Below are 23,917 nucleotides of genomic sequence, written 5' to 3' on the forward strand. Positions count from 1 at the left end.
CCCGCTGCTAAGGAGAACCGTGACCTCGTACCGATCCCTGCACGAAGGCTGGACCGTCTCCGGGGGCGACGTCCCGGCGATACCGGCCGTCGTACCCGGCTGCGTGCACACCGACCTGCTCGCAGCCGGGCAGATCGACGATCCGTACCTGGACGAGAACGAGACCAAGCTCGCCTGGATCGGCCGGACCGACTGGGACTACGCGACCACGTTCTCCTTCTCCGGTTCTGAGGACGCCCGGACGGATCTGGTCTGCCAGGGTCTGGACACGGTCGCGGCGATCTCGCTCAACGGCTCGCCCGTCGGCGCGACGGCCAACATGCACCGGGGCTACCGCTTCGACGTCGGCCCCCTGCTGCGGGCGGGCGAGAACACCCTTCAGATCAAATTCACCAGCGCCTACACGTACGCCGAGGCGGAGCAGCAGCGTCTGGGGCGCCGCCCCAACGCGTACGACGAGCCGTTCAACTTCATCCGCAAGCAGGCCTGCAACTTCGGCTGGGACTGGGGTCCGACCCTGGTCACGGCCGGGATCTGGCAACCCATCGGGCTCGAGACGTGGTCGGTGGCCCGGCTGGCCGAGGTACGCCCGCAGGTGACCGTGGCCGGCGGCGTCGGCCGGGTCGAGCTGCGGGTGCGCCTCGAGCGGGCGTCCGACGAGCCGGTGACCATCACGGCCTCGATCGGCGGCCGCACCGCGCAGGCCACTGTGGACGGTGTCGAGGCGCTGCTGATCCTCACGGTCGACGATCCGGCGCTGTGGTGGCCGCGCGGTCACGGGGATCAGGCCTTGTACGACCTCGACGTGGTGGCCACCTGCGCGGCCGGCGAGCTCGACCGGTGGTCGCGCCGCGTCGGCTTCCGGTCGGTACGGGTCGACACCGCCGGCGACGGCTTCGTGCTCCACGTCAACGAGGTGCCGATCTTCGTCCGCGGCGTCAACTGGATCCCGGACGACGTCTTCGGCAACCGGGTCACCCGAACACGTCTGGCCCAGCGCTTCCGGCAGGCGGCCGACGCGAACGTCAACTACCTGCGCGTCTGGGGTGGCGGCCGGTACGAGTCGGCCGACTTCTACGAGCTGGCCGACGAGATGGGCTTCCTGGTCGGGCAGGACTTCCTGTTCGCCTGCGCGGCCTACCCGGAGGAGGAGCCGTTCCGCTCGGAGATCGAGGCCGAGGCGCGGCACAACGTCGTACGCCTGGCCTCCCACCCGAGCCTGGCGCTCTGGACCGGCAACAACGAGAACCTGTGGGGCCACGAGGACTGGGGCTGGAAGCCTCTGCTCAACGGGCTCAGCTGGGGCACGGCCTACTACTACGACCTCCTGCCGAAGATCGTGGCCGAACTCGACCCGACCCGGCCGTACTGGCCCGGCAGCCCCTACTCGGGCGCGCCCGACCGCTACCCGAACGACCCGGCCCGGGGCACCACCCACATCTGGGACGTCTGGAACACCGACGACTACACGAAGTACGCCGCCTACCGCCCGCGCTTCGTGGCCGAGTTCGGCTTCCAGGCCCCGCCCACCTACTCGACGCTGCGCCGCTCCATCTCCGACGAGCCGCTCACCCCAGACTCGCCCGGCATGGCCCACCACCAGAAGGCCGGCGACGGTGACCTCAAACTGGCCCGGGGCATCGCCAACCATCTCCCGGCGCCGCGCGACTTCGACGACTGGCACTACCTGACCCAGCTCAACCAGGCCCGCGCGCTGGCCTTCGGCATCGAGCACTTCCGCTCGCTGCGCCCGCTCTGCGCCGGCACCATCATGTGGCAGCTCAACGACTGCTGGCCGGTCACCTCCTGGGCCGCCGTCGACGGCGACGGTCACAAGAAACCCCTGTGGTACGCCTTGCGCGACGCCTACGCCGACCGCCTGCTCACCCTGCAGCCGCGCACCGGATCACCGTTGGTGGCCGGCGGCCCTTCGGCCGACATCGAGCCCGGCACGGTCGTCGCGCCCGACGGGGACCCGGCGCTCGTGGCGGTGAACGACAGCCGTACCGCCTGGGTCTTCTCCGCCACCGTGACCCGCCGCACCCTGACCGGCGAGGTCCTCGCCGCGGTTTCCCTCGAGGCGACAGCGCCGTCCGCCGGCGCCGTCACCCTGCCCCTGCCGGCCGACGTGATCACCCCCGGCGATCCCACCACGGAGTTCGTCGTGGCCGAGATCGACGGGCGCCGGGCGTGGTGGTTCTTCGCCGAGGACAAGGACATCCCCTGGCCCGCCGCCGACTACACGGTCGAGGTCACCACCGGCGGGTCCACAAAGGTCACGGTCACCGCCGCCTCGATCCTGCGCGCCCTGACCATCTTCCCCGACCGCCTGCACCCCACCGCCGAACCCGACCAGGCCGCCGTGACCCTGCTCCCCGGCGAGTCGGCCACCTTCACCATCACGTCCGACGCACCCTTGGACCCGGCCGCCCTCACCACCCGTCCGGTCCTCCGCTGCCTCAACGACGCCGCCCGCTGACCACCCGGCGCTCCCAGCCCCACCCTGGGAGCGCCGGGGTCCTACTCTTGCTCATCAACCACTCCCCGGGCATGACCCGCCGCACGGCCCCCACCGTCCCGGCCGACACCGCCCGGCACCACAACCACGTGCCGGCATCCGCCCGCAGGATCACCCCGGCCCCGCGAACCGCCTCATCGGCCAGCCACCGTCCAGAGCGGACAGTCAGGAATCGCGCGCTCGAACCGCTCCTCCAACACCCTCAGAGCGGCATCGTCCAGGTCACGGTTGTCGGCGAAATACCGGATGAACTGCCATGCACCGGCGGCGTCATGAGTGGCAGCGGCCAGGTTGTGGGGTAGACCGTCAAGCACGATGGCTTTCGAGGTAGGCCTCGATGCGTTCGGCGGGGCCGGGGTGGCCCAGGGCGAAGCCCTGGCCGTAGAGGCAGCCGGCCTGGGCGGCGCGCTCGATCTGGTCGGGGGACTCGAGGCCCTTGGCGACGATCTCCAGGCCGAGGCGGCGGCCCAGGCTGACCACGACGTCGATGACGGCGGGGCCGTGGCCGGGGGCGGGCTCGGGGTCGGTGTTGGTCAGGGAGGCGTGCAGCTTGAGCATGTCGACCGGGAGGCGGCGCAGGTGGGACAGCGACGCCTGGCCCGCGCCGAAGTCGTCCAGGGCGGCCCGGACGCCCAGTTTGCGCAGGCCGGAGAGTGAGGCGACGATGGCCGGCACGTCCTCGGCGATCCAGTCCTCGGCGACCTCGACGATCAGGCGATCGGGCGTGATTCCGTACCGCCGCAGGGTCGTGGCGACGCGGTCGGGGAAACGTGCCGTCAGCAGCTCGCGCGGGGACACGTTGATCGAGAGCCAGAAGCCTGTGTCGCCGGTGGACCAGGCCGCGAGGTGTTTGCAGGCCGTGTCGAGGACCCACTCGTCGAGCTCGGGGGCGATGCCGACGGCCCGGGCGATCGGGAGCAGCTCGTTCGGCATGATCGTGCCGAGGGTGGGGTGGCGCCAGCGCAGCAGGGCCTCGACGCCGGCCGGCTGGTCGTCGCGCAGGCCGACCACGGGCTGGAAGACCAGGTCGAGCTCGTAACGCTCGATCGCGCCGAGCAGCTCGCGCTCGAGGTCCATCCGGCGGTTGAGCTTCATCTCGACGTCCGGGTCGTACCACTCCACCCGGTCCAGCCCGAGCTGGCGGGCCCGTTTGCGGGCCAGGTCGGCGTGGCGCAGCACTTCGTCGGAGTCGCCGCCGCCGGCCAGCTCGGCCAGACCGATGCTGGTGTGCACCTCGACCACGGCCCCGGGGAGCTGGTGGGGCTCGGCCAGCACGGTCGCGATGCGGGTGGCCAGGGCGTAGGCCAGGACCGCGCCGTCGGCGGTGAGCACCGCGAACTCGTCACCGCCGAGCCGGGCCGGCACGTCACCGTCGCCGAGCAGGGTGCGAAGGCGCCGGCCGATCTCGATGAGCACGGCGTCGCCGGTCTCCCGGCCGCGCGCGTCGTTGATGTCGCCCAGCCCGTGCAGGTCGATCACGAGCAGGGTGCCCTGCCGGCCCGCGCGGCGACGGTAGGCGAGCAGGTCGCGCATCAGGGCCCGCCGGTTCGGCAGGCCGGTCAGCTGGTCGGTGTACGACAGTTTGTGCAGCGCCCGCTCGAGGTGGCGCCGCTCGCCGATGTCGCGCACATGCACGACCAAAGCCGCCACCTCGGGCACCGAGCGCTGGTCGGAGATGGTCGACTCGGTGTCGCGCCACAGCTCGGCGCCGTCCCGCAGCCGGGCCGTGACCAGCGCCGGTGGCCCGTCGGCGTGCTCGCCGGCCAGCACCGCGTCGATCGTCTCGCGGGCGTCGGCCACGTCGTCCGGGTGGATCAGGTCGGCGAACGCCTTGCCCACCACCTCGTCGTCGGTGAGCCCGAACAGCCGCGACGCGGCCGGGGACTGCCAGCGGATCCGCAGCTGCTCGTCGAGGACCAGGGTGAGGTCGGTGGCCCCGGCGACCAGCGAGCGGAAGTGCGCCTCGGCCGTCTGCAGCTGTCCCGCGTACCTCCGGATGTCGCGGACCACGAGCAGCTCGCGCATGGCGAGCACGGCGACCATGGCGATGCCGAAGATGATGCTGGTCGGGTCGAAGCTGCGGACCTCGACCAGATGCCAGATGGCCGCGATGACGCCGACCGCGGCCGGCACGGCGAGCAGCGGGTAGCTCGCCAGGTATTGATCCGGGTTGCGGGGCTCGAGCGGCGGCAGGGGCAGGCCGCGGCGGGCGCCGCCGTCGGCCGTCAGCGCGAGACCGGCCACGATCGGCAGGCCGATCAGGGCCATGTTGACCTCGGAGCCCATGGTGATCAGGGTGGCCACGACCGACAGGCCGATGAGGACGGTGATCGCGCCGGCTCCGCAGCGGATCGCGGGCCGCCGGTGCGGCGTGCCCCGCAGCACGGAGACCAGCACGATCGCGAGGCCGGTGGCGGTGATCAACGTGACCGGCAGGGTCGCCGGATGGGCCTGTTTGACCGGCGGGATGAGGTAGCCGGCGAAGGCGATGCTGACGCCGAGGCCGAGCCCGTCGAAGGCGCGCCGGCTGTGCAGGGCCCAGCCCCGCCCGGCCCCGGGCAGCAGCAGGGTGCCGACGGAGTAGAACGCCGCAGCCGCGCCGAGCCCGGCCGTGACCCAGACGGCGGCGCCCGGCGGCGACCAGGCCGGGACGGTGGCCGTCAAGGCCGTCGCGAGCCCGCCCATACCGACGAAACCGGCGCCGCGGCAGGCCACGAACGTGCCGTCGGCGTGGTGGATGTCCAGGGCGGCGCGGACGAGGATCGCCGCTGCGAACAGCCCGTAGCCGCCGACGGCCAGGGCCAGCGCGAGCCGGCCCGGGATCAGCCCGCCGGCGGCCGCGAGCAGGATCGCGGCCGCGGCCGCGGCGGGCACGCCGAGCAGCAACACCCGGCCCTGGGGCGACCGGGTGGCAGGTGCGGTGGGGGGCGGCACTGCCAAATCGACGATCCTCTGGGAATCTCGCCGGGTAAGGGGGGTTGTACAGGCGCTGTAGAGAAAACGACACGTCCCTCGAACAGGTTACGGTCGTCCGCTATGGACCGCACCCGCCGGCCACCGACGGCAGCACCTGGATCTCGGAGCCGTCGGCGACCGGCGTGTCCAGACCGGCCCCACGCCGGCTGTCCTCGCCGTCGACGTAGACGTTGACATAGCGCCGGACCGCGCCCTGCTCGTCGCGGATGCGCCGGGCCAGCTGGGGCCAGCGCTCGCCGACCTCGGCCAGCACGGCGGCCAGCGTCCCGGACGCGGTGATCTCCAGTCGGCGCTCGCCGCCCGCCTCGGCCCGCAGCACGCCCGGCACCAGCAAGGTCGGCATCAGACCGACACCGCCCGCACCGAGAGCACGTCGGGCAGATGCGTGGCCACCGTCGTCCACGTGTCGCCCTCGTCGCGGGTCGCGAAGACCTCACCGGCCCGGGTGCCGAAATAGACGCCGGCCGGGCTGCCGTCGTCGGCGCACATGGCGTCGCGCAGCACGACCGGGTAATAAGGCCCGTCCGGCAGGCCGGCCGCCAGCGGCTCCCACTTCTCACCGGCGTCGGTCGAGCGGAAGACGCGGCAGCGCAGGTCGGCGGGGTGCCGCTGGGAGTCGGCGATCAGCGGGAAGTTCCAGATCACGCCGGGGCGGGCCGGGTGGGCGACCATCGGGAAGCCGAAGTCGCTGGGCAGCGTGCCGGCGATCGACTGCCAGGAGTCGCCGCCGTCGGCCGAGCGGTAGACGCCGTGGTGGTTCTGCGCATAGAGCCGGTCGGGGTCGGCGGCGTCGCGGGCCACCCGGTGGACGCACTGGCCGAACTCGGGCCACGGGTCGGGCATGAAGTACGCCTTGATGCCCTTGTTGGCCGGAGCCCAGCTCTCGCCGCCGTCGGTGGAGCGGTAGACGCCGCCGGTCGACATGGCCACGAGCAGGCTCAGCGGGTCGGTCGGGTGGGGCAGGATCGTGTGGACGGCCTGGCCGCCGAAGCCGGCGCCCCACTCCGGCCGGTGCGGGTGGTCCCACAGGCCGCGGACCAGCTCGAACGAGCGGCCACCGTCGGTCGAGCGGAAAAGCGCGGACGGCTGGGAGCCGGCATAGATCACGTCCGGGCCGGCGGGGACGATCTGCCAGATCCGCTCGACCGACGCGCCGGCATCGGTGGGGAAGGCGATCGGCACTTCGTCCCAGGAGCGCCCCAGGTCGTCGCTCACGGCCATGCTCGGCCCGAAATGCGAGTTGTCCACGGCTGCGTAGAGCCGGGAGCCATTGGTGTCCACGCCGACCGTGTAGATCGCCGTGCCGGAGAACTGGGCCGGACCCACCTGCCAGGTCCGGCGGTCGTCGTCGCTGGTGGCCAGGAACAGCCCCTTCTGCGTTCCGATCGCGAGCAGCGTTGTCATGGCCCCGAGTATCCGCCCCGGGTCCGACAGAAACAGCGGACAACGCGGGTGGGACACTGGACGGGTGAGTTCCAAGCCCCTTCTGCGCGTCCGCAAGACCGGTGCCCTGCTGGTCGCGGCCGGTCTGGCCTTCCTCGGCGCCATCCCGTTCGCCGGCGCCCGGTGGGAGCTCACCCCGGTCCTGCTCATCCCGATCGTCTTCTTCGTCTGGGCCTGGCGCGCCGGCACCGACGTCTATGCCGACGAGCTGCGCGTCAAGGCGCTGGTCGGCAGCACCCGGGTGCCGTGGCCGCGGGTCACCGAGCTCGCCCCGGACGCGCGGGGCCAGGTCTCGGCCCTGCTCGACAACGGCAACGTGATCAAGCTGACCGCCGTGACCACGGAAAACCTGCCCCGCGTGCTCGAAGCCGGCGGGCAGGAGATCAAGGACGCCGACTGACTCAGGTTCCGCCGCTACCCTGGGGTGCGTCGAGATCGAGGAGGTCGAGTGATCGTGCGTTCCCGCCGAGGCCGGGCCGTCGCCGCGGCGCTGGCCGCCGTGCTCGCGCTGACCGCGGCGTGCAGCTTCGGGCCGCCCGATCCCGACCAGCAGGGCGCCCCGCCCAACCTGCCCAAACCCTCGGCGATCGAGCCGTCCGGCGACAGCAGCGGCGACCCCGGCGGCGGCAGCCAGGAGGTCGCCGTCACCGTGCTGGCCAAGGCGCTCGACATCCCGTGGGGCATGGCGTTCCTGCCCGACGGCACGGCGCTGGTCACCGAGCGCGACACCGGCCGCATCCTCAAGGTCGGCCCGGAGTCGAACGCGGACGGTCTGACCATCACCGAGGCCCAGCGGCTGAGTGAGGTGCAGGCGTCCGGCGACGGCGGCCTGCTCGGCATCGCGGTCTCGCCGAAATACGAGACCGACAAGACCGTCTACGTCTACTACTCCACGGCCAAGGACAACCGCGTCGGCAAGCTCACCCTCGGCGGCAAGCTCCAGCCCATCCTCACCGGCATCCCCCGCTCGGCCTCGGCCAACGGCGGGGCCCTGGCCTTCGGCCCCGACGGCTTCCTCTACGCGGGCACGGGCGACGGCACCCCCACCGGTACGCTCGCCGCGAACCCGAAAAGCCTGGCCGGCAAGATCCTGCGGATGACCACGGCCGGCAAGCCGGCGCCCGGCAACCCGGTCAAGACCTCCCTCGTCTGGTCCTCCGGTCACCACAACGTCCAGGGCCTCACCTGGGACAAGACCAAGCGGATGTACGCGACGGAGACCGGCCAGAAGAAGTCCGGCGAGCTCAACGTGATCGCCAAGGGCAAGAACTACGGCTGGCCCAAAGCCGACGGCCCCGGCAGCGACCCGAAACTGACCAACCCGATGTTCAGCTGGCCGATCGCCGACTCGTCGTGCTCCGGCGTGGCCGCCCTCGAGCAGACCGTGGCCACCGCCTGCCTGCTCGGCCAGCGCGTCTACCTGCTCACCGTCACCGGCAACGGCACGGTCCTGGGCACCCCGCAGGCGGTGCTCACCGGCGAGTACGGCCGGCTGCGGGGCATCGTGACCGCCCCCGACGGCTCGCTTTGGGTGAGCACGTCCAACCGGGAGGACGACGGCAACCCGGCCACCGACGACGACCGCATCATTCGGCTGGTCTTCTCCGATGGTGGCGCCGGGCGCAGTTGACCATGGCACGGTTTGACGGGAAGCGGGTGGGGGCAGGGAGCCGACGATGACCGAGCAGACGGCCTCGGCGGCGACGTGGCGCCGCCTGTGGGCAGCAGTGCAGCGATACGCGCGTACGACCGCCCGGGTCACCGGCCGGGTGCACCGCAACCAGTGGACCCGCCGGGTGCGTACAGCCGCCGCCATCGCCCTGGTCAGCGTCGGCGGCGTGGTGATCGGCACGATGCTGTTCGCGCACGCCGACCTCAACGTCGGCCCGTTCCGGGCCGAGATGTCGATCAGCCCGTCCCTGCTCGGCGGCACCGAGGTCGACCTGCCGCCGCTCGGCTCGCTGCACCTGGACAGCCACGACGGCCCGATCCACCTCAAGGTCAACCTGGCCTCGCTCGACCAGAGCCGCACCGAGGCGCTGATCGACGACCCGACGGCGCTCAGCTCGGCCGGCACGAACGCGGTCGACGACGTCCGCACCGGTGTGATCCGGCTCGGCGTGCGCACGCTCGGCATCTCGATCCTGGCCGCCCTGCTCCTGTCCGCCCTGATCTTCCGCAGCGTCCGGCGGGTGGCCGCGGCCGGCGTGACCGCCCTGGTCGTCACCGGGGGCAGCCTCGGCCTGGCCGCGGGCACGCTACGGCCCGACTCGATCGCCGAGCCCCGCTACGAGGGCCTGCTCGTCAACGCGCCCGCGGTGGTCGGTGACGCGCGGCGGATCGCCGACAACTACGGCAAGTACGCGGACCAGCTCCAGCAGATCGTCAGCAACGTCAGCCGCCTCTACACCACGGTCTCGGCCCTGCCCGTGTACGAGCCGGAGGGCAACACCACGCGCATCCTGCACGTCTCCGACCTGCACCTGAACCCGTCGTCGTGGGGCCTGATCCGCACGGTGGTGCAGACCTTCGAGATCGACGCCGTGGTGGACACCGGCGACCTGGTCGACTGGGGCAGCAGCGCCGAGACGGGCTACGCGGCGTCGATCCCGTCGGTCGGCGTCCCGTACATCTGGGTCCGCGGCAACCACGACTCGGCCGCCATCCAGGCCGCGGTGAAGCGCCAGGACAACGCGGTCGTGCTGGACAACCAGATCACCACCGTGGACGGGCTGACCATCGCCGGCATCGGCGACCCGGAGTTCACCCCGGACAAGAGCGAGACCCCCGCCGCCCAGGACACCGCGGCCGAGTCGCCGCTGCTGCGCTCCGGCAGCCAGCTGGCCGAGACGATCCGTACGGCCGGCAAGCCCGTCGACGTGGCCCTGGTGCACGACCCGGCCATGGCGCCGCCGCTGTCCGGCGTGGTCCCCCTGGTCCTCGCCGGCCACAAGCACCAGCGCGAGGTCAGCCTGCTACCGGCGCCGGCCGCCGACCCGGCCGCCTCGGCCTCGCCCACCCCGTCGCCGTCGGCCGGGGCCGCCGCCCAGGCGCCGATCGCCACCCGCCTGATGGTCGAGGGCTCCACCGGCGGCGCCGGCCTGCGCGGCCTGGAGAAGGAGGAGCCGACCCCGCTCAGCCTGTCGGTCCTCTACTTCGACGAGAACCACCAGCTCAAGGCGTACGACGACATCTCGCTGGGCGGCACCGGCGAATCCAACGTGGAGATGCAGCGCAACGTCATCGGCGCCGAACCCGAATCGCCCACTCCCTCGGCCTCGGTGGTCCCGCAGCGCTGACGGATCAGCCGCTCAGGTTCTCCTGTTTCAGATGAACGGCACCCCCGCGGGTTCGCCGAGCAGAATTCGGCCGCGCAACGCGAACTGAGCGGCCGACAGGTTGGCGGATTGGGCGGCCGCCATGCCGTCACGGAAGATACGGCCCAGGCGGCTCGGGGTGTACAGCGGGTTCGAGCCGCCGGCGGTGTACATCGCGGTCAGCACCGTGCGGGCCGTCTCGGCGACGTGGGCGATGGAGCCACGAAGGGCCGCCCTCTGCTCATCGGTGGGCTCGGTCGACGAGGCCAGCTCGGTGACAGCGGCCATCAGCAGGCCCCGAGCAGCGGCGACCTGGACGGTGGCGCGGCCGAGCGCATCCTGGACGGCCTCCGTGGCGGCCAGGGTCCCTCCGGACATGGTGGTCTTGGTCTTGGCCAGGGCCGCCAGCTCGTCGACGGCGCCTTGCGCCATGCCGATCAGGACCGCCGCGCCGCCGGGGTAGAGCAGGTGCACCGTCGGCAGGCGGTAGGCGGGCCGGTCCGCGAACCGGTTCGGGGTGGAGAAGGAGAAGATACTGTCCTGCGGCACGAACACCTCCTCGGCGACGACCGCGTTACTGTCCGACGACCGCATTCCGACGACGTCCCAGGTGTCCAGGACCGTCACCGACGACCGTGGGACCAAGCAGAAGTACCGGCCGGCGTCCCGCCCCGGGTCGGCCGGATCGGTCAGCACTCCGGCGAGCAGAAACCGCTCCGCCAGGTGGGCGCCACTGACGATCTGCCAGCGGCCGCTCAGCGTGAAGCCGCCGTCCGCGGCGACCAATCGGCCGGGCTTGCCGGAGTGGGCGATCAGCGGGTCACGGCCCGGCGCCCACACCTCGCGGGCCCGGGACTCGGCGAGCAAGCCGGAGATGAACCCCAGGTTCATGTTCCACAGGATCCAGGCGGTAGGCCCGTCGATGCGTGCGACCCTGCTCAGCACGTCGAGGACCTCGGCCGTGGAGGCCTCGAAGCCGCCGAAGTCCCGCGGCGTGGAGAGGCGGAAGGCGCCGTGGGCGACGAGCTCGCGGACAAGCTCCTCGGGCAGACGGCCGAGCGCCTCGGCCTCGTCTCGGTACTTCTCGATCGCCGGCCGCAGCAGCTCCGGCACCTCTTGCACGGTGGTCATGTTCACTCCCTATCGCCGGCCCGGGGTCCGGGCACGTTCCCCGATCGAGATGCACCGGAGGGCCGAGGAGTGCGTTGCCGAGTCGGTGAGCCGCACCACAGGCCGCCAGCGGGCTGCTGCGCGACGCTTGCTGGGAGCAGGACCGGCGCAAAATGATGCTCCGGCCGCGCGGGCTTTTGAAGGCTTCGTTGCAGGACAGCCCGGAAGCCGCGGCAGAGGGGCCGGGACGGCAGCGCCCGGGCTGGTCGGCCCGGGCGCTTTTCGACGAAGCGTACTTCCGCTTGGCTCTTATGCGACGCCGAGGCGCTGCAGGATCAGCTCGCGGACGGACTTGGCGTCGGCCTGGCCTCGCGTGGTCTTCATGACCGCGCCGACCAGGGCGCCGGCCGCCGCGACCTTGCCGTCGCGGATCTTGGTGGCGATGTCGGGGTTGGCGGCGATGGCCTCGTCGACAGCGGCGGTGAGGGCGCCCGTGTCGGAGACGACCCCGAGGCCGCGGGCGGACATGACGGCGGCGGGGTCGCCCTCGCCGGCCACGACGCCCTCGAGCACCTGGCGGGCCAGCTTGTCGTTCAGCTTGCCCTCGTCGACCAGCTTCTGCAGGGCCGCCACCTGGGCCGGGGTGGCGCCGACGTCGGCCAGCTCGACGCCGGTCTCGTTGGCGCGGCGGGCCAGCTCGCCCATCCACCACTTGCGGGCGCCCGCGGGGGACGAGCCGGCGGCGATGGTCTGCTCGATCAGGTCGACGGCGCCCGCGTTGGCCACGGACTCCATGTCGATCGCGCTGATGCTCCACTCCTCACGCAGCCGGGCCCGCTTGGTGCTCGGCTTCTCCGGCAGCGCGGCCTTGAGCTCGGCCACCCAGGCCGGGTCGGGCACGATCGGCACCAGGTCGGGCTCGGGGAAGTAGCGGTAGTCGGTCGCCGTCTCCTTGGAGCGGCCGGGCCGGGTGTCGCCGGTGCTCTCCTGGAAGTGCCGGGTCTCCTGGAAGATCCGGGTGCCCTCGTCGAGCAGGGCGGACTGCCGGATGATCTCGGAGCGGACGGCCCGCTCGACCGACCGCAACGAGTTGACGTTCTTGGTCTCGGTGCGGGTGCCCCACTCCTCGCCCGGCTTGTTGAGCGACGTGTTGACGTCGCAGCGCAGCGAGCCCTGCTCCATGCGCACGTCGGAGACGCCCAGCGAGCGGATGATGTCGCGCAGCTCGGCCACGTACGCCTTGGCGACCTCGGGGGCCAGCGCGCCCAGGCCGGGCACCGGCTTGGTGACGATCTCGACCAGGGGGATGCCGGCCCGGTTGTAGTCGACCAGCGACTCGGTGGCGCCGTGGATGCGCCCGGTCGCGCCGCCCACGTGCAGCGTCTTGCCGGTGTCCTCCTCGAGGTGCACCCGCTCGATGCCGATCCGGTACGACGTGCCCTCGACCTCGACGTCGACGTAGCCGTCGGTGCACAGCGGCTCGTCGTACTGCGAGGTCTGGAAGTTCTTCGGCATGTCGGGGTAGAAGTAGTTCTTCCGCGCCATGCGGCACCAGGTGGCGATGTCGCAGTTGAGGGCCAGGCCGATCCGGATGGTGGCCTCGATGCCGGCCCGGTTGGCCACCGGCAGCGCGCCCGGCAGGGCCAGGCAGACCGGGCAGACCTGGGTGTTGGGCTCGGCGCCGAAGTCGGTGCGGCAGCCGCAGAACATCTTGGTGGCCGTGCCCAGCTCGACGTGGGTCTCGAGGCCGATGACCGGCTCGTAGCGGGACAGGGCGTCCTCGTATGAGGGCAGCACGGTGGTGGTCATTCGTGAGCTCCCAACTACAGCGCGGGCGGGGTGAGGGTGCCGACGGCCGACTCCAGGGCGGCGGCGACCCGGTACATGCGGTCGTCGGCCATGGTCGGGGCCATCACCTGGAAGCCGACCGGGAGTCCCTCGGAGAGGCCGCACGGCACCGAGATGGCCGGGCCGCCGTAGAGGTTGGTCGGGATGGTGAACAGGTCGGCCAGGTACATCTGGTACGGGTCGCTGGTGCGCGAGCCGAACGGGAACGCGACGAACGGCGTGGTCGGCGAGACCAGCACGTCGACCCGCTCGAAGGCCGACTGGAAGTCCCGGGTGATCAGGGTGCGGACCTTCTGGGCCTGACCGTAGTACGCGTCGTAGTAGCCGGACGACAGCGCGTAGGTGCCCAGGATGATCCGCCGCTTCACCTCGGGGCCGAAGCCGGCCTCGCGGGTCAGCGACATGACCTCCTCGAGCGAGCGGTTGCCGTCGTCGCCGACGCGCAGGCCGTACCGGACGCCGTCGAAGCGGGCCAGGTTGGACGACGCCTCGCTCGGGGCGATCAGGTAGTAGGCCGGCAGTGCGTACTGGAAGTGCGGGCAGGAGACCTCGACGACCTCGGCCCCCAGCTTGACCAGGGCTTCGAGCGACTCGTGGAACGCGGCCAGCACGCCCGGCTCCGAGCCGTCGCCGGCGAACTCCTTGACCAGGCCCAGCTTGACCCCGGCGAGGTCGCCCGAGGCGCCGCGGCGGGCCGCGCCGACCACGTCCGGCACCGGCTGCGGGATCGAGGTGGAGTCGCGCGGGTCGTGGCCGGCGATCACCGAGTGGAGCAGGGCCGCGTCCTCGACGTTGCGGGCGCAGGGGCCCGGCGTGTCGAGCGACGAGGAGAACGCGATGAGGCCGTAGCGCGAGGTGCCGCCGTACGTCGGCTTGGCCCCGACCGTGCCGGTGACCGCGCCCGGCTGGCGGATCGAGCCGCCGGTGTCCGTGCCGATGGCCAGCGGGGCCTCGTAGGCGGCGATGGCCGCCGCGCTGCCGCCGCCCGAGCCACCGGGGATGCGCCCCAGGTCCCAGGGGTTGTTCGTGGGGCCGTACGCGGAGTATTCCGTCGACGAGCCCATGGCGAACTCGTCCATGTTGGTCTTGCCGAGCATCACCGTGCCGGCCGCGCGCAGCCGCTCCACGAGCGTCGCGTCGTACGGCGGGCGCCAGCCCTCGAGGATCTTCGAGGCGGCCGTGGTCGGCACGCCCTTGGTGGCGATCACGTCCTTGACCGCGACCGGCACCCCGGCCAGCGGGCCGGTGATCTCGCCCCGGTCGACCCTCTGCGCCTGGGCCAGCGCGCCCTCACGGTCGACGTGCAGGAACGCGTGCACGCTCTCGTCGACGGCGTCGATGCGCTCGAGGTGCGCCTGCGCCACCTCGACGGCCGAGACCTCTTTGGAAGCAATCTTGGCGGCGAGGGCGGCCGCCGACATCTTGATCAAGTCGGTCACGGTCAGTCCTCCTCGTCCAGGATCCGCGGCACCCGGAAACGGCCCTCGTACGGGTCGGGGGCGCCGGAGAGCGCCTCCTCCTGCGTCAGGCACGGCGTCGGGACGTCGTCGCGGTACACGTTCGTCAGCGGCACGGAGTGGGAGGTGGGCGGGATGTCATCCGCGGCCACGTCACCGATGCGCGCGACGGACTGGAGGATCACGTCGAGCTGCCCCGCGAACCGGTCCAGCTCCTCCTCGGTCACGGCGAGCCGCGACAGGCGCGCGAGATGCGCGACCTCTTCGCGGGAGATGGCGGCCATCCTGCCCCTACTTTCCTCGAATGCGACGCTGACCGGTGAAGTCTATTTCGCCCGGCGGGTTCTTCTACGGCCGGGGCAGAGACGCCGGTGGCAGCCGCACCGGGCGGTACCGGGACAGCCAGAGGCCCAGCTCGGCGGCGGGCATCGGGCGGGCGTGGAACCAGCCCTGGGCCGCGTGACAGCCGGCCTCGGCCAGCAGCCGCCAGGTGCGCTCGTCCTCGACCCCTTCGGCGACGGCCCGCAGCCCCAGCGCCTCGGCCAGGTCGATCACCGAGCGGACGATGGCGGCGTCACCCCGGTCGGTGGCCATGCCCAGCACGAACGACCGGTCGATCTTCACCTCGGCCAGCGGCAGCCGGCGCAGGTGCTGCAGGCTCGAATAACCGGTGCCGAAGTCGTCGAGCGAGATGGCGATCCCCATCCGGTCCAGCCGGGTGATCGTGTTGAGGACGCGGTGCGGGTCGGCCATCAACGCGCTCTCCGTGATCTCCAACTGCAGAAGGTCGGCCGGTACGGCGTACTCCCGCAGCAGATCCTCGACCCGGTCGGCGATGTCCATGACGTGCAGGTCGCGCGCGCTGACGTTGACCGCGGCCCGGATCGGCCGCCCCTCGTCGCGCCACTGGGCGAGCTGGGCGATGACCTCGTGCAGCACCCGCTCGGTGAGCAGCCGCATCACCGGCGTGGGCTCCGCCACCCGGATCAGCTCCTCCGCCCCGACCAGGCCGCGCGCCGGGTGCCGCCACCGCAGCAGCGCCTCCACCCCGACCACCTCACCGGTCGCGATGGCGATCTGCGGCTGGTAGAACAGCGTGATCCCGTCGTCGGGCGCGTCCTCCCGCAGCGCGTGCCGCAGGTCGGCCAGCAGGGTCAGCCGGTCCGGCGAGTGGTGCGCCGCGTCCGGCCCGTAGACGGCGACCTGGTCCCCGCGCTGCTTCGCGTCGTACATGGCGGTCTCGGCCTGCCGCAGCAGGGCAGCGCCGTCCCCGCCGGGCTCCCGCTGCAACGCGATCCCGATCGAGGCGGTCACGTCGACCGGCATCCCGTCGAAGGTGAACGGCCGGTTCAGCGCCTCGGCCAGGTGGTGCGCGATGCGGCGCGCGCCGGGCGCCCCGTCCACCCGCGTCGCCAGCACCGCGAACTCGTCCCCACCGAGCCGCACCACCAGATCATGGGCGGGCACGACGGCGGCCAGCCGCCGGGCCACCTCGACGAGGAGGCGGTCACCCACGCTGTGCCCCAGGGCATCATTGACCGTACGGAACCGGTCGAGGTCCAGAAGCAGAAGCGCCAGCCGCTTCCCACGCCCCTGCGCCTGAACCGAAGCGTGCAACGCCCGCCGATTCGGCAGCCCGGTGAGCGCGTCCACCCGGGCCGCCCGCTCGAACTCCCCCGCCGACCGAACCATCCGGTGCACGGCATGAAGAGCCAACAGGACCAGAGGTACGAAGGCCAGCCCGACCTGAGCCGTGGCCAGCACCACCGGCCCGAGCAGGAGCAGGGCCCCCGTGGCCAGCACCTCGACCCCACGCCGCCGCCCCGGCCGCTCGGCCACGAACCGCCCCACGATCGCCGCCAGCCCGTAGCGCCCCGCAATCCAGGCCGTGGCCGCGGCCACGGTGAGCAGCGCGTCCTCCCAGTCGAACCGCGGCCCGATCCGCAGCGAGACGACAGCCGCCATCCCGGCCGCCGCCCCCAACGCCACTGCATGCTGCACCGCTAAATGAACCGTCCGCCGCACCGGTTGCCGCATCCGCACCCCCGCCACAGCGACGGCGACCACCTGCACGGCCAGGGCCGCCCCGAACCCCCAGGCCAGCACCATGGCGAAGGTGAAACAAATCGACGGCAGAATCACCGAACTGGCCCGCCGCCCGGCCACCACGTAGGGCCGCGCATCCACCATGACAGCCAGCCCCGCCATCAGCCAGTAGGCCGCCGGCAGACCCGCGAACCCGTCCACGTCGACCACCCAGAGCAGCCCCGCAGCAACCAGAGCCCACGCCCCGGTGATGATGAGCGCCCGCCGCCGCCTGGGCCCGTGAAGCCGCACGTCCTTGCCCCCGAGCCCCGCCTCGAACCCACCACCGGGATCAGCGCCGCTCTCAGCGCGCCCGAACCCGCGCTCACTTCCACCATCGCCGGGCTTACGTTCAGTCCCGGCGTGGACTGACCCCCGCTCCTCCTCGGCGCGGACGAACCCCCGCTCCTCCTCGGCGTGGACGAACCCCGGCTCCTCCTCGGCGCGGACGGACGCACGCTCGCCCTCCGCGTGGACGTGCCCCCCTGTCCTTTCGGTGCGGACAGGACGATCGCTTTCCGGATATCCGGACGCGGACATGTGTTCGCTCCCGACGTGGCCGGACTCGGCCGAGCGGCGGTTCGCCGTGGAGTTGCGGGGGCGTGCGGCGTCCATGCGACCTCCACCATGGCGTGGATCAACCAATCGTTCCCACGATAGATCCACATGCCCATTTCACCGCGAAACCGCTTTGCCGTTATCAAATCGGCATAAGCCCTCAAACGTTCAATAAACCCAAATTACCCCGTTCGAGTGACACCTTTTCCGGCCACACCCTCGTCGCACCCCGCGCAGACGCATGGGGCCCGGCTGAGGTGTCAGCCGGCTTCGGGGGCGAACTCGGCCACCTCACGGGCGGCGTCGGGGCCGTCGGAGAGGAGAACGGCGAAACCGCTCTCGTCGAGGACGGGGACCTTGAGGGAGAGGGCCTTGTCGTACTTGCTTCCGGGGTTGTCGCCGACGATGACGAAAGCGGTCTTCTTGGAGACGGAGCCGCTCACCTTGCCGCCGCGGGACGTGACGGCCTCGGTGGCCTGGTCGCGGGAGTGGGTGGCCAGGGTGCCGGTCACGACAACGGTGAGACCCTCGAGGGGCCGGGGGCCCTCGTCGACGCGCTCGTCGGCCATGCGGACGCCGGCGTCGCGCCACTTGCGGACAATCTCGCGGTGCCAGTCGACGGTGAACCACTCGCGGAGACTCTCGGCGATGGTCGGGCCGACTCCCTCCACTGAGGACAAGATGTCCGGCTCGGCCTTTGTTTTCCCGGCTTTGCCGTTCTTGGCCGCCTCGCCGTCGCCCTCGCCCTCCCCCTCGCCGCCGGCCGTGAGGCCCTTGCCTTCCGAAGCGGCAGCGTCAGTGGTGGCGAGGGCCGGCGCGCCGGTCGACTCGGTAGCGGCTTCCACAGCGGCGGCCTCCTCGGCGCTGCCGGGTGGGGCGGCGACGATGGCCTCGATGGCGTCCATGGAGCCGAACTGGCGGGCCAGGGCCTGGGCGGCGGTGGGGCCGACGTGGCGGATCGAGAGGGCGACCAGGACGCGCCACAGCGGACGATCCTTGGCACCGGCCAGGTTCTCCAGGAGTTTGACGGCGTTGGTGCCGAGGCTGCCGTCCTGGTTGACGAAGAACGGGGACTGGCGCAGCTGTTCCTCGGTCAACGCGAACAGGTCGCCCTCATCGGTGATGACGTTCGAGTCGAGCAGGGCCTGGGCCGCCTTGTAGCCCAGCACCTCGATGTCGAAGGCGCCGCGGCCGGCCAGGTGGAACACGCGCTCGCGCAGCTGCGCCGGGCAGGAACGCGTGTTGGGGCACCGGATGTCGATGTCGCTCTCCTTGGCCGGCGCCAGCTTGGTACCGCAGGCCGGGCAGTGCGTCGGCATCACGAACGGGTGCGCGTCGCCGGGGCGCAGGTCGACCACCGGGCCGAGCACCTCGGGGATGACATCGCCGGCCTTGCGCAGCACGATGGTGTCGCCGATCAGCACGCCCTTGCGCTCGACCTCGCGCGCGTTGTGCAGGGTGGCCTGGGCGACCGTGGAGCCGGCCACCTTGACCGGCTCGAGCACCGCGAACGGGGTGACCCGGCCGGTGCGGCCCACGTTCACGGCGATGTCGAGGAGCTTGGTGGTGACCTCCTCGGGCGGGTACTTGTAGGCGATGGCCCAGCGCGGCGCGCGCGACGTCGAGCCCAGGCGGCCCTGGATGGCCACCGGGTCGCACTTGATGACCACGCCGTCGATCTCGTGCTCGACGTCGTGGCGGTGCTCGCCGTAATACGCGATGTACTCCCGGATGCCGTCGATCCCGTCGACCAGTTTCCAGCGGGAGCTCGTGGGCAGACCCCAGGCCTTCAAAGCCTCGTACGCATGGGACTGCGACGTCGGCGTGAAGCCCTCCCGCGCGCCGATGCCGTGCACGACCATGCGCAGACCGCGCGAAGCGGTGACCCGCGGATCCTTCTGGCGGAGACTGCCGGCGGCCGCGTTGCGCGGGTTGGCGAACGGGGCCTTGCCCTGCTCGACGAGCGACGCGTTGAGATCGGCGAAGGCGGACACCGGGAAGTAGATCTCGCCGCGCACCTCGAGCAGCTCCGGCGGGTTGTCACCGGCCAGCCGCTCGGGGATCTCGCGGATGGTGCGCACGTTGGAGGTGACGTCCTCACCCGTACGCCCGTCGCCGCGCGTGGCGCCGCGGACCAGGCGGCCCTTCTCGTAGGTCAGGTTGATCGCCAGGCCGTCGACCTTGAGCTCGCAGATGAACTCGACCGGCCCGCCGGCGTCGCGCACCGTACGCTCGACCCAGCCGTTCAGCTCGTCGTCGTCGAAGACGTTGTCGAGCGAGAGCATGCGCTCGGCATGCTCGACCGGGGTGAAGAGGGTGGAGAACGTGCCGCCGACGTTCTGCGTCGGGGAATCGGGCGTACGCAGCGCCGGGAACTCGGTCTCGATCGCCTCGAGCTCGCGCAGCAGCTTGTCGAACTCGGCGTCGGAGATGGTCGGCGAGTCGAGCACGTAGTAGCGATATTGATGACCGCGCAGCTCGTCGCTCAGCTCGGCATGCCGCGCGCTCGCCTCGGGCGTCGGGTCCTGGCCGGCGGCGGCCTCCTGCTCGGCGGTGGGACCGGCCACGACGGCCTCGTCGCTCTCCCTCGTGCTCTTGGAACTCGCCTGCTCAGGCACCGTGACCTCCCTGCTCGACTTCTAGGAGGAACGGTAGTCGCCACCTCTGACATTTTTGTGCCGCCGACGCGCCGGGCTCACTCTTCCGTCTCGGCCAGCCGCCGTGCGGCCTCCCGGCTCGCGGTGAGCGCCACTCGCGCGTACGGCTCGGTCGCGCCCGCAAGCCCACAGGCCGGAGTGACCACCACTTGCTGCGACAGCCGAGCCCGCGGGAACCCGAGGCGCTTCCACAGCGTGGCGACCCGCTCGGCCGCCCGTTTGGCCGGGGCAGCCGGATCGGCGGAAGCCGCCGCGGGCGCGACCGACGGCACCACCCCGGCGAAGAGACCAACCCCGGCTTCGATCGCCTCCCCCAGCGGGTCGAGATCTTTCAGCAGCGACAGGTCGATCGCGACGGCCGCGCTCCTCGCGTCCCGGAAAACATCGAGCGGTACGCCCGCAGCACAGCAATGCGTGATCACGGGCACCCCGACGGCCTCGACGATCGTTCGAAGCGCGGTCGCCGCGTCGGGCCCGTCGACCGCCCGGTACGCCCCGAAGCCGCTCTCGGTCGGCACCCGCCCGGCCAGCACCGCCGGCAGCGACGGCTCGTCGATCTGCAGCAGCAGACTCGCCCGCGGCAGTCGCTTGCGCACCTCGTCCACATGCCGGCGCAGGCCTTCGGCCAACGATTCGGTCAGGTCCCGAACGGCCCCGGGGTCGCGCAGCAAGCGCCCGCCGATCGGCCGGTCGATGCTCGCCGCCAGCGTCCACGGCCCCGCCGACTGCAACTTCAAGGTCCCGGCGAAGCCGTCCCCCTGCTCGGTGAGCTGGTCCAGGTCGCGTTCGAGCAGATCGGCCGTACGCCGGTTGTCCTGACCCGCCCGCGGCGCCACCTGCCACCGCCCGGCGTAGAGCTGCACCGGCAGATCGACCAGGAACCCGGCGCTCCGCCCGATCATGTCCGCCCCCGGCCCCCGCCCCGGCAGCTCAGCCAGATGCGGCAGATCAGGCAGCTCCCCGAAAACAATCCGCTGCGCCTCGGCGATATCCGCCCCCGGCAACGACCCGATCCCGGTAGCCGCCCCCACCGGCCATGGAAAATCAGCCACGACTGTCTCCAGCCACACCGGCGGCCACCGGCTCACCGGCCGCCGGTGAGCCCATGGCGACAGACGCCAGCGAGGTCGACGCGGTGGAAGGAGAAGCGGGGGATGTTGAGGCCCCCACCGGCTCACCGGCCATAGAGGCCGGGGTTGTCGAGGCCGAGGCCGCGGGGGTCGGGGCCGAGGTCGCGGTGGAGCGGGCTGAGGACAGCGATGGCGAAGCCGTGCCCGCGGTGATGGTGGCTGAGCCGAGGACGATGTCGCCGGCCGCGGGGTCGCGGCGGTAGGCAACTATGGCCTGGCCGGCGGCGACGCCACGGGCCGGGGAGAGCAGCTGGGCCGTCAGCGTGCCGTCGGTGACGGTCACTACGGCCGGGACCACCTCGCCGTGGGCGCGCAGCTGGACGTCACACTCGACGGGAGTGGCGGCGCCGTGCCAGATCGGGCGGGTCGCGGTCACCACGTCGACGGCGAGGTCTTCGCGCGGGCCGACGGTGACCGTGTTGGTCACCGGGGTGATCGACAGGACGTAGCGGGGGCGGCCGTCGGCGGCCGGGACGCGGAGGTCGAGGCCCTTGCGCTGGCCGACCGTGTACGCGTAGGCGCCGTTGTGGGTGCCGACCTTCTCACCCGTACGGCCGTCGACGATGTCGCCCGGGGCCTCGCCCAGCTTGCGCTGCAGGAAGCCCTTGGTGTCGCCGTCGGCGATGAAGCAGATGTCGTGCGAATCGGGCTTATCCGCCACGGCCAGGCCACGCGCGGCGGCCTCGTCGCGCACCTGCGCCTTGGTCGAGTCGCCGAGCGGGAAGACGGCCCGGGACAGCTGGGTGCCCGTGAGGACGGCCAGCACATAAGACTGGTCCTTGGCGTCGTCGACGCTGCGGCGCAGCAGACCGTCGGCCCCGAGCCGGGCGTGGTGGCCGGTGACGACCGCGTCGAAGCCGAGCGCGACCGCCCGGTCGAGCACCGCCTCGAACTTGATCTTCTCGTTGCAGCGCAGGCAGGGATTGGGCGTACGGCCGGCGGCGTACTCGGCGACGAAGTCGTCGACCACGTTCTCGTGGAACTGGTCGGCCATGTCCCACACGTAGAAGGGGATGCCGATCACGTCGGCCGCACGGCGGGCGTCACGGGAGTCTTCCAGCGTGCAGCAGCCTCGCGCGCCCGTCCGATAGGTCTGGGGGTTACGCGCCAGCGCCAGATGCACCCCGGTGACGTCGTGACCGGCGTCATGGGCACGCGCGGCGGCAACGGCGGAATCGACCCCGCCCGACATGGCCGCTAGAACTCGCATGCCCCAAGCCTATCCGCACCCCCCGACACTTCCCGCCGCGGTGATCCGCCCCCGAAGCCCCGAAGCCGCCAAAGCGGAAAGGGGCGGGCTATGGGAGGGGCCGCGCTGCGGGAGGGGCGGGCTGTGGGAGGGGCGGGCTGTGGGAGGAGCGGGGTGCGGGAGGAGCGGGCTGTGGGAGGAGCCACGCTCCGGGAAGGGCGGGCTGTGGGAGGAGCCACGCTGCGGGAGGGGCCACGCTGCGGGAGAGCCGCTGCGGGAGGGGCGGACCGCGGAAGGGGCGCGGCCAACCACAGCAGGGGTGGGCAGCGAGGGCGGCCGGCGAAAGGGGTGGGAACAACCGCAAGAGGGTTGAGGACAACCGCAACAGGGGTGAGAGCGGCGAGGGAAGCAAGGGCTGCCGGGTGGGGCTGGTCAGCGCGGGGTCTTCCAAGCCGTGGCTCGGCGGGCTCGCTCGACGGCGCCGGGGAGGGCGGTGAGGAGGGCGTCGATGTCGGCGGGGGTTGAGGTGTGGCCGAGGGTGAAGCGGAGGGAGGAGCGGGCGCGGTCGTCGTCGGCGCCCATGGCGACCAGGACGTGGCTGGGCTGGGCGACGCCGGCCGAGCAGGCGGAGCCGGTGGAGCAGCAGACGCCCTGGGCGTCGAGCAGCATCAGGAGCGCGTCGCCCTCGCAGCCGGGGAAGCTGAAGTGGGCGTTGCCGGGCAGCCGTTCGGTCGGGGAGCCGTTGAACACCGCGTCCGGCACGGCCGCTCGCACGCGGGCCACGAGGTCGTCGCGCAGCTCTCCGACCCGTACGGCGTTGGAGGTCTGGTTTTTGATTGTGGTCTCGACCGCGGTGGCGAAGGCGACCACGCCCGCGGTGTCGAGGGTGCCGGAGCGTACGTCGCGCTCCTGGCCGCCGCCGTGCAGCAGCGGGGTGCAGGCCACGTCGCGACCGAGGAGCAGGGCGCCGACGCCGACCGGACCGCCGACCTTGTGGCCGGTCACCGTCATGGCCGCGGCGCCGCTCGTGGTGAAGTCGACCGGGACCTGACCGACGGCCTGGACCGCGTCGGTGTGGAACGGGATGCCGGCCTCGGCCGCCAGGGAAGCGAGATCGGCGACGGGCTGGATCGTGCCGACCTCGTTGTTGGCCCACTGGACGCTGATCACGGCGATCTCGTGGCCGTACTGGTCGACGACCTCGGCCAGGGACGCGGGGTCGACCCGGCCGGCCGCGTCGACGGGCAGCCACGACACCTGGGCGCCCTCGTGGGCGCCGAGCCAGTCGACCGCGTCCATGACCGCGTGGTGCTCGACGGCGGACGTCACGACGCGGTTGTGGTTGAGCGAGGCCGAGCGGCGGGCCCAGAAGATGCCCTTGGTCGCCAGGTTGTCGCTCTCGGTGCCGCCGCTGGTGAAGACCACCTCGGACGGGCGGGCGCCGAGGGCCGCCGCGATCCGCTCGCGGGACTCCTCGACCAGCCGCCGGGCGTGCCGGCCGGCCGCGTGCAGGGACGACGGGTTGCCGACCTCGCGGGCGGCGGCGACATACGCCTCCAGCGCCTCGGCGAGCATCGGCGTGGTCGCCGCGTGATCCAAGTAGGCCATCACGATGAAGCTTATGCCTGA

General features: G+C 72.1%; 15 protein-coding genes and 1 pseudogene. 4 read left to right on the plus strand and 12 right to left on the minus strand.

Features of this window, described 5'->3' with window-relative positions; genetic code table 11:
* Positions 1-19 precede the first annotated feature (19 nt).
* Complete coding sequence (locus AB0J66_RS14945) at positions 20-2,479, plus strand: glycoside hydrolase family 2 protein (protein ID WP_364660005.1); 2,460 nt, start codon at positions 20-22, stop codon at positions 2,477-2,479.
* Between the two features lie 345 nt (positions 2,480-2,824).
* On the opposite strand, the gene AB0J66_RS14950 is transcribed toward AB0J66_RS14945, so the two are convergent.
* The 3 genes from AB0J66_RS14950 to AB0J66_RS14960 form a co-directional block, all read right to left on the minus strand.
* Complete coding sequence (locus AB0J66_RS14950; RefSeq protein ID WP_364660265.1) at positions 2,825-5,452, minus strand: EAL domain-containing protein; 2,628 nt, start codon at positions 5,450-5,452, stop codon at positions 2,825-2,827.
* Positions 5,453-5,552: 100 nt separating this feature from the next.
* Complete coding sequence (locus AB0J66_RS14955) at positions 5,553-5,837, minus strand: MoaD/ThiS family protein (protein WP_364660007.1); 285 nt, start codon at positions 5,835-5,837, stop codon at positions 5,553-5,555.
* On the minus strand, positions 5,837-6,898 hold the full coding sequence (locus AB0J66_RS14960; protein WP_364660008.1) for an exo-alpha-sialidase: 1,062 nt from the start codon (positions 6,896-6,898) through the stop codon (positions 5,837-5,839). The genes AB0J66_RS14955 and AB0J66_RS14960 overlap by 1 nt, the downstream gene beginning before the upstream one ends.
* A 64-nt stretch (positions 6,899-6,962) precedes the next feature.
* On the opposite strand from AB0J66_RS14960, the gene AB0J66_RS14965 reads away from it, so the two are divergent.
* The 3 genes from AB0J66_RS14965 to AB0J66_RS14975 are packed head-to-tail and all read left to right on the plus strand — an operon-like array spanning position 6,963 to position 10,236.
* A complete protein-coding gene (locus tag AB0J66_RS14965; RefSeq protein ID WP_364660010.1) occupies positions 6,963-7,337 on the plus strand; it encodes a PH domain-containing protein in 375 nt (124 codons plus the stop codon).
* A 48-nt stretch (positions 7,338-7,385) separates the two neighbouring features.
* Positions 7,386-8,567 (plus strand): PQQ-dependent sugar dehydrogenase, encoded by a 1,182-nt coding sequence (locus AB0J66_RS14970; protein ID WP_364660012.1) that lies wholly within the window; start codon positions 7,386-7,388, stop codon positions 8,565-8,567.
* 46 nt (positions 8,568-8,613) lie between these two features.
* Positions 8,614-10,236: a metallophosphoesterase gene (locus tag AB0J66_RS14975; protein ID WP_364660014.1), complete on the plus strand. Its 1,623-nt coding sequence runs from the start codon at positions 8,614-8,616 to the stop codon at positions 10,234-10,236.
* Between the two features lie 27 nt (positions 10,237-10,263).
* On the opposite strand, the gene AB0J66_RS14980 is transcribed toward AB0J66_RS14975, so the two are convergent.
* The 9 genes and pseudogenes from AB0J66_RS14980 to AB0J66_RS15020 form a co-directional block, all read right to left on the minus strand.
* A complete protein-coding gene (locus AB0J66_RS14980) occupies positions 10,264-11,385 on the minus strand; it encodes an acyl-CoA dehydrogenase family protein (RefSeq protein WP_364660016.1) in 1,122 nt (373 codons plus the stop codon).
* A 288-nt stretch (positions 11,386-11,673) separates the two neighbouring features.
* Positions 11,674-13,173: an Asp-tRNA(Asn)/Glu-tRNA(Gln) amidotransferase subunit GatB gene (gene gatB / locus AB0J66_RS14985; RefSeq protein WP_364660018.1), complete on the minus strand. Its 1,500-nt coding sequence runs from the start codon at positions 13,171-13,173 to the stop codon at positions 11,674-11,676.
* A 14-nt stretch (positions 13,174-13,187) separates the two neighbouring features.
* The gene (gene gatA, locus AB0J66_RS14990; RefSeq protein ID WP_364660020.1) at positions 13,188-14,651 is read right to left on the minus strand and encodes an Asp-tRNA(Asn)/Glu-tRNA(Gln) amidotransferase subunit GatA; all 1,464 of its coding nucleotides are present in this window, start codon (positions 14,649-14,651) and stop codon (positions 13,188-13,190) included.
* 2 nt (positions 14,652-14,653) lie between these two features.
* The gene (gene gatC / locus AB0J66_RS14995; protein WP_364660022.1) at positions 14,654-14,953 is read right to left on the minus strand and encodes an Asp-tRNA(Asn)/Glu-tRNA(Gln) amidotransferase subunit GatC; all 300 of its coding nucleotides are present in this window, start codon (positions 14,951-14,953) and stop codon (positions 14,654-14,656) included.
* A 64-nt stretch (positions 14,954-15,017) separates the two neighbouring features.
* On the minus strand, positions 15,018-16,877 hold the full coding sequence (locus AB0J66_RS15000) for an EAL domain-containing protein (RefSeq protein ID WP_364660267.1): 1,860 nt from the start codon (positions 16,875-16,877) through the stop codon (positions 15,018-15,020).
* A 695-nt stretch (positions 16,878-17,572) separates the two neighbouring features.
* The gene (gene ligA / locus AB0J66_RS15005) at positions 17,573-19,879 is read right to left on the minus strand and encodes an NAD-dependent DNA ligase LigA (RefSeq protein WP_364660269.1); all 2,307 of its coding nucleotides are present in this window, start codon (positions 19,877-19,879) and stop codon (positions 17,573-17,575) included.
* A 128-nt stretch (positions 19,880-20,007) separates the two neighbouring features.
* Complete coding sequence (locus AB0J66_RS15010; RefSeq protein ID WP_364660024.1) at positions 20,008-21,021, minus strand: methionine synthase; 1,014 nt, start codon at positions 21,019-21,021, stop codon at positions 20,008-20,010.
* A 223-nt stretch (positions 21,022-21,244) separates the two neighbouring features.
* Positions 21,245-22,309, minus strand: a pseudogene (gene mnmA / locus AB0J66_RS15015) (tRNA 2-thiouridine(34) synthase MnmA); the annotation flags it as partial.
* Between the two features lie 411 nt (positions 22,310-22,720).
* Positions 22,721-23,896: a cysteine desulfurase family protein gene (locus AB0J66_RS15020; RefSeq protein ID WP_364660026.1), complete on the minus strand. Its 1,176-nt coding sequence runs from the start codon at positions 23,894-23,896 to the stop codon at positions 22,721-22,723.
* Positions 23,897-23,917 lie beyond the last annotated feature (21 nt).

It is taken from the genome of Actinoplanes sp. NPDC049598 (genome assembly GCF_040675435.1).
Taxonomy (GTDB): Bacteria; Actinomycetota; Actinomycetes; order Mycobacteriales; family Micromonosporaceae; genus Actinoplanes.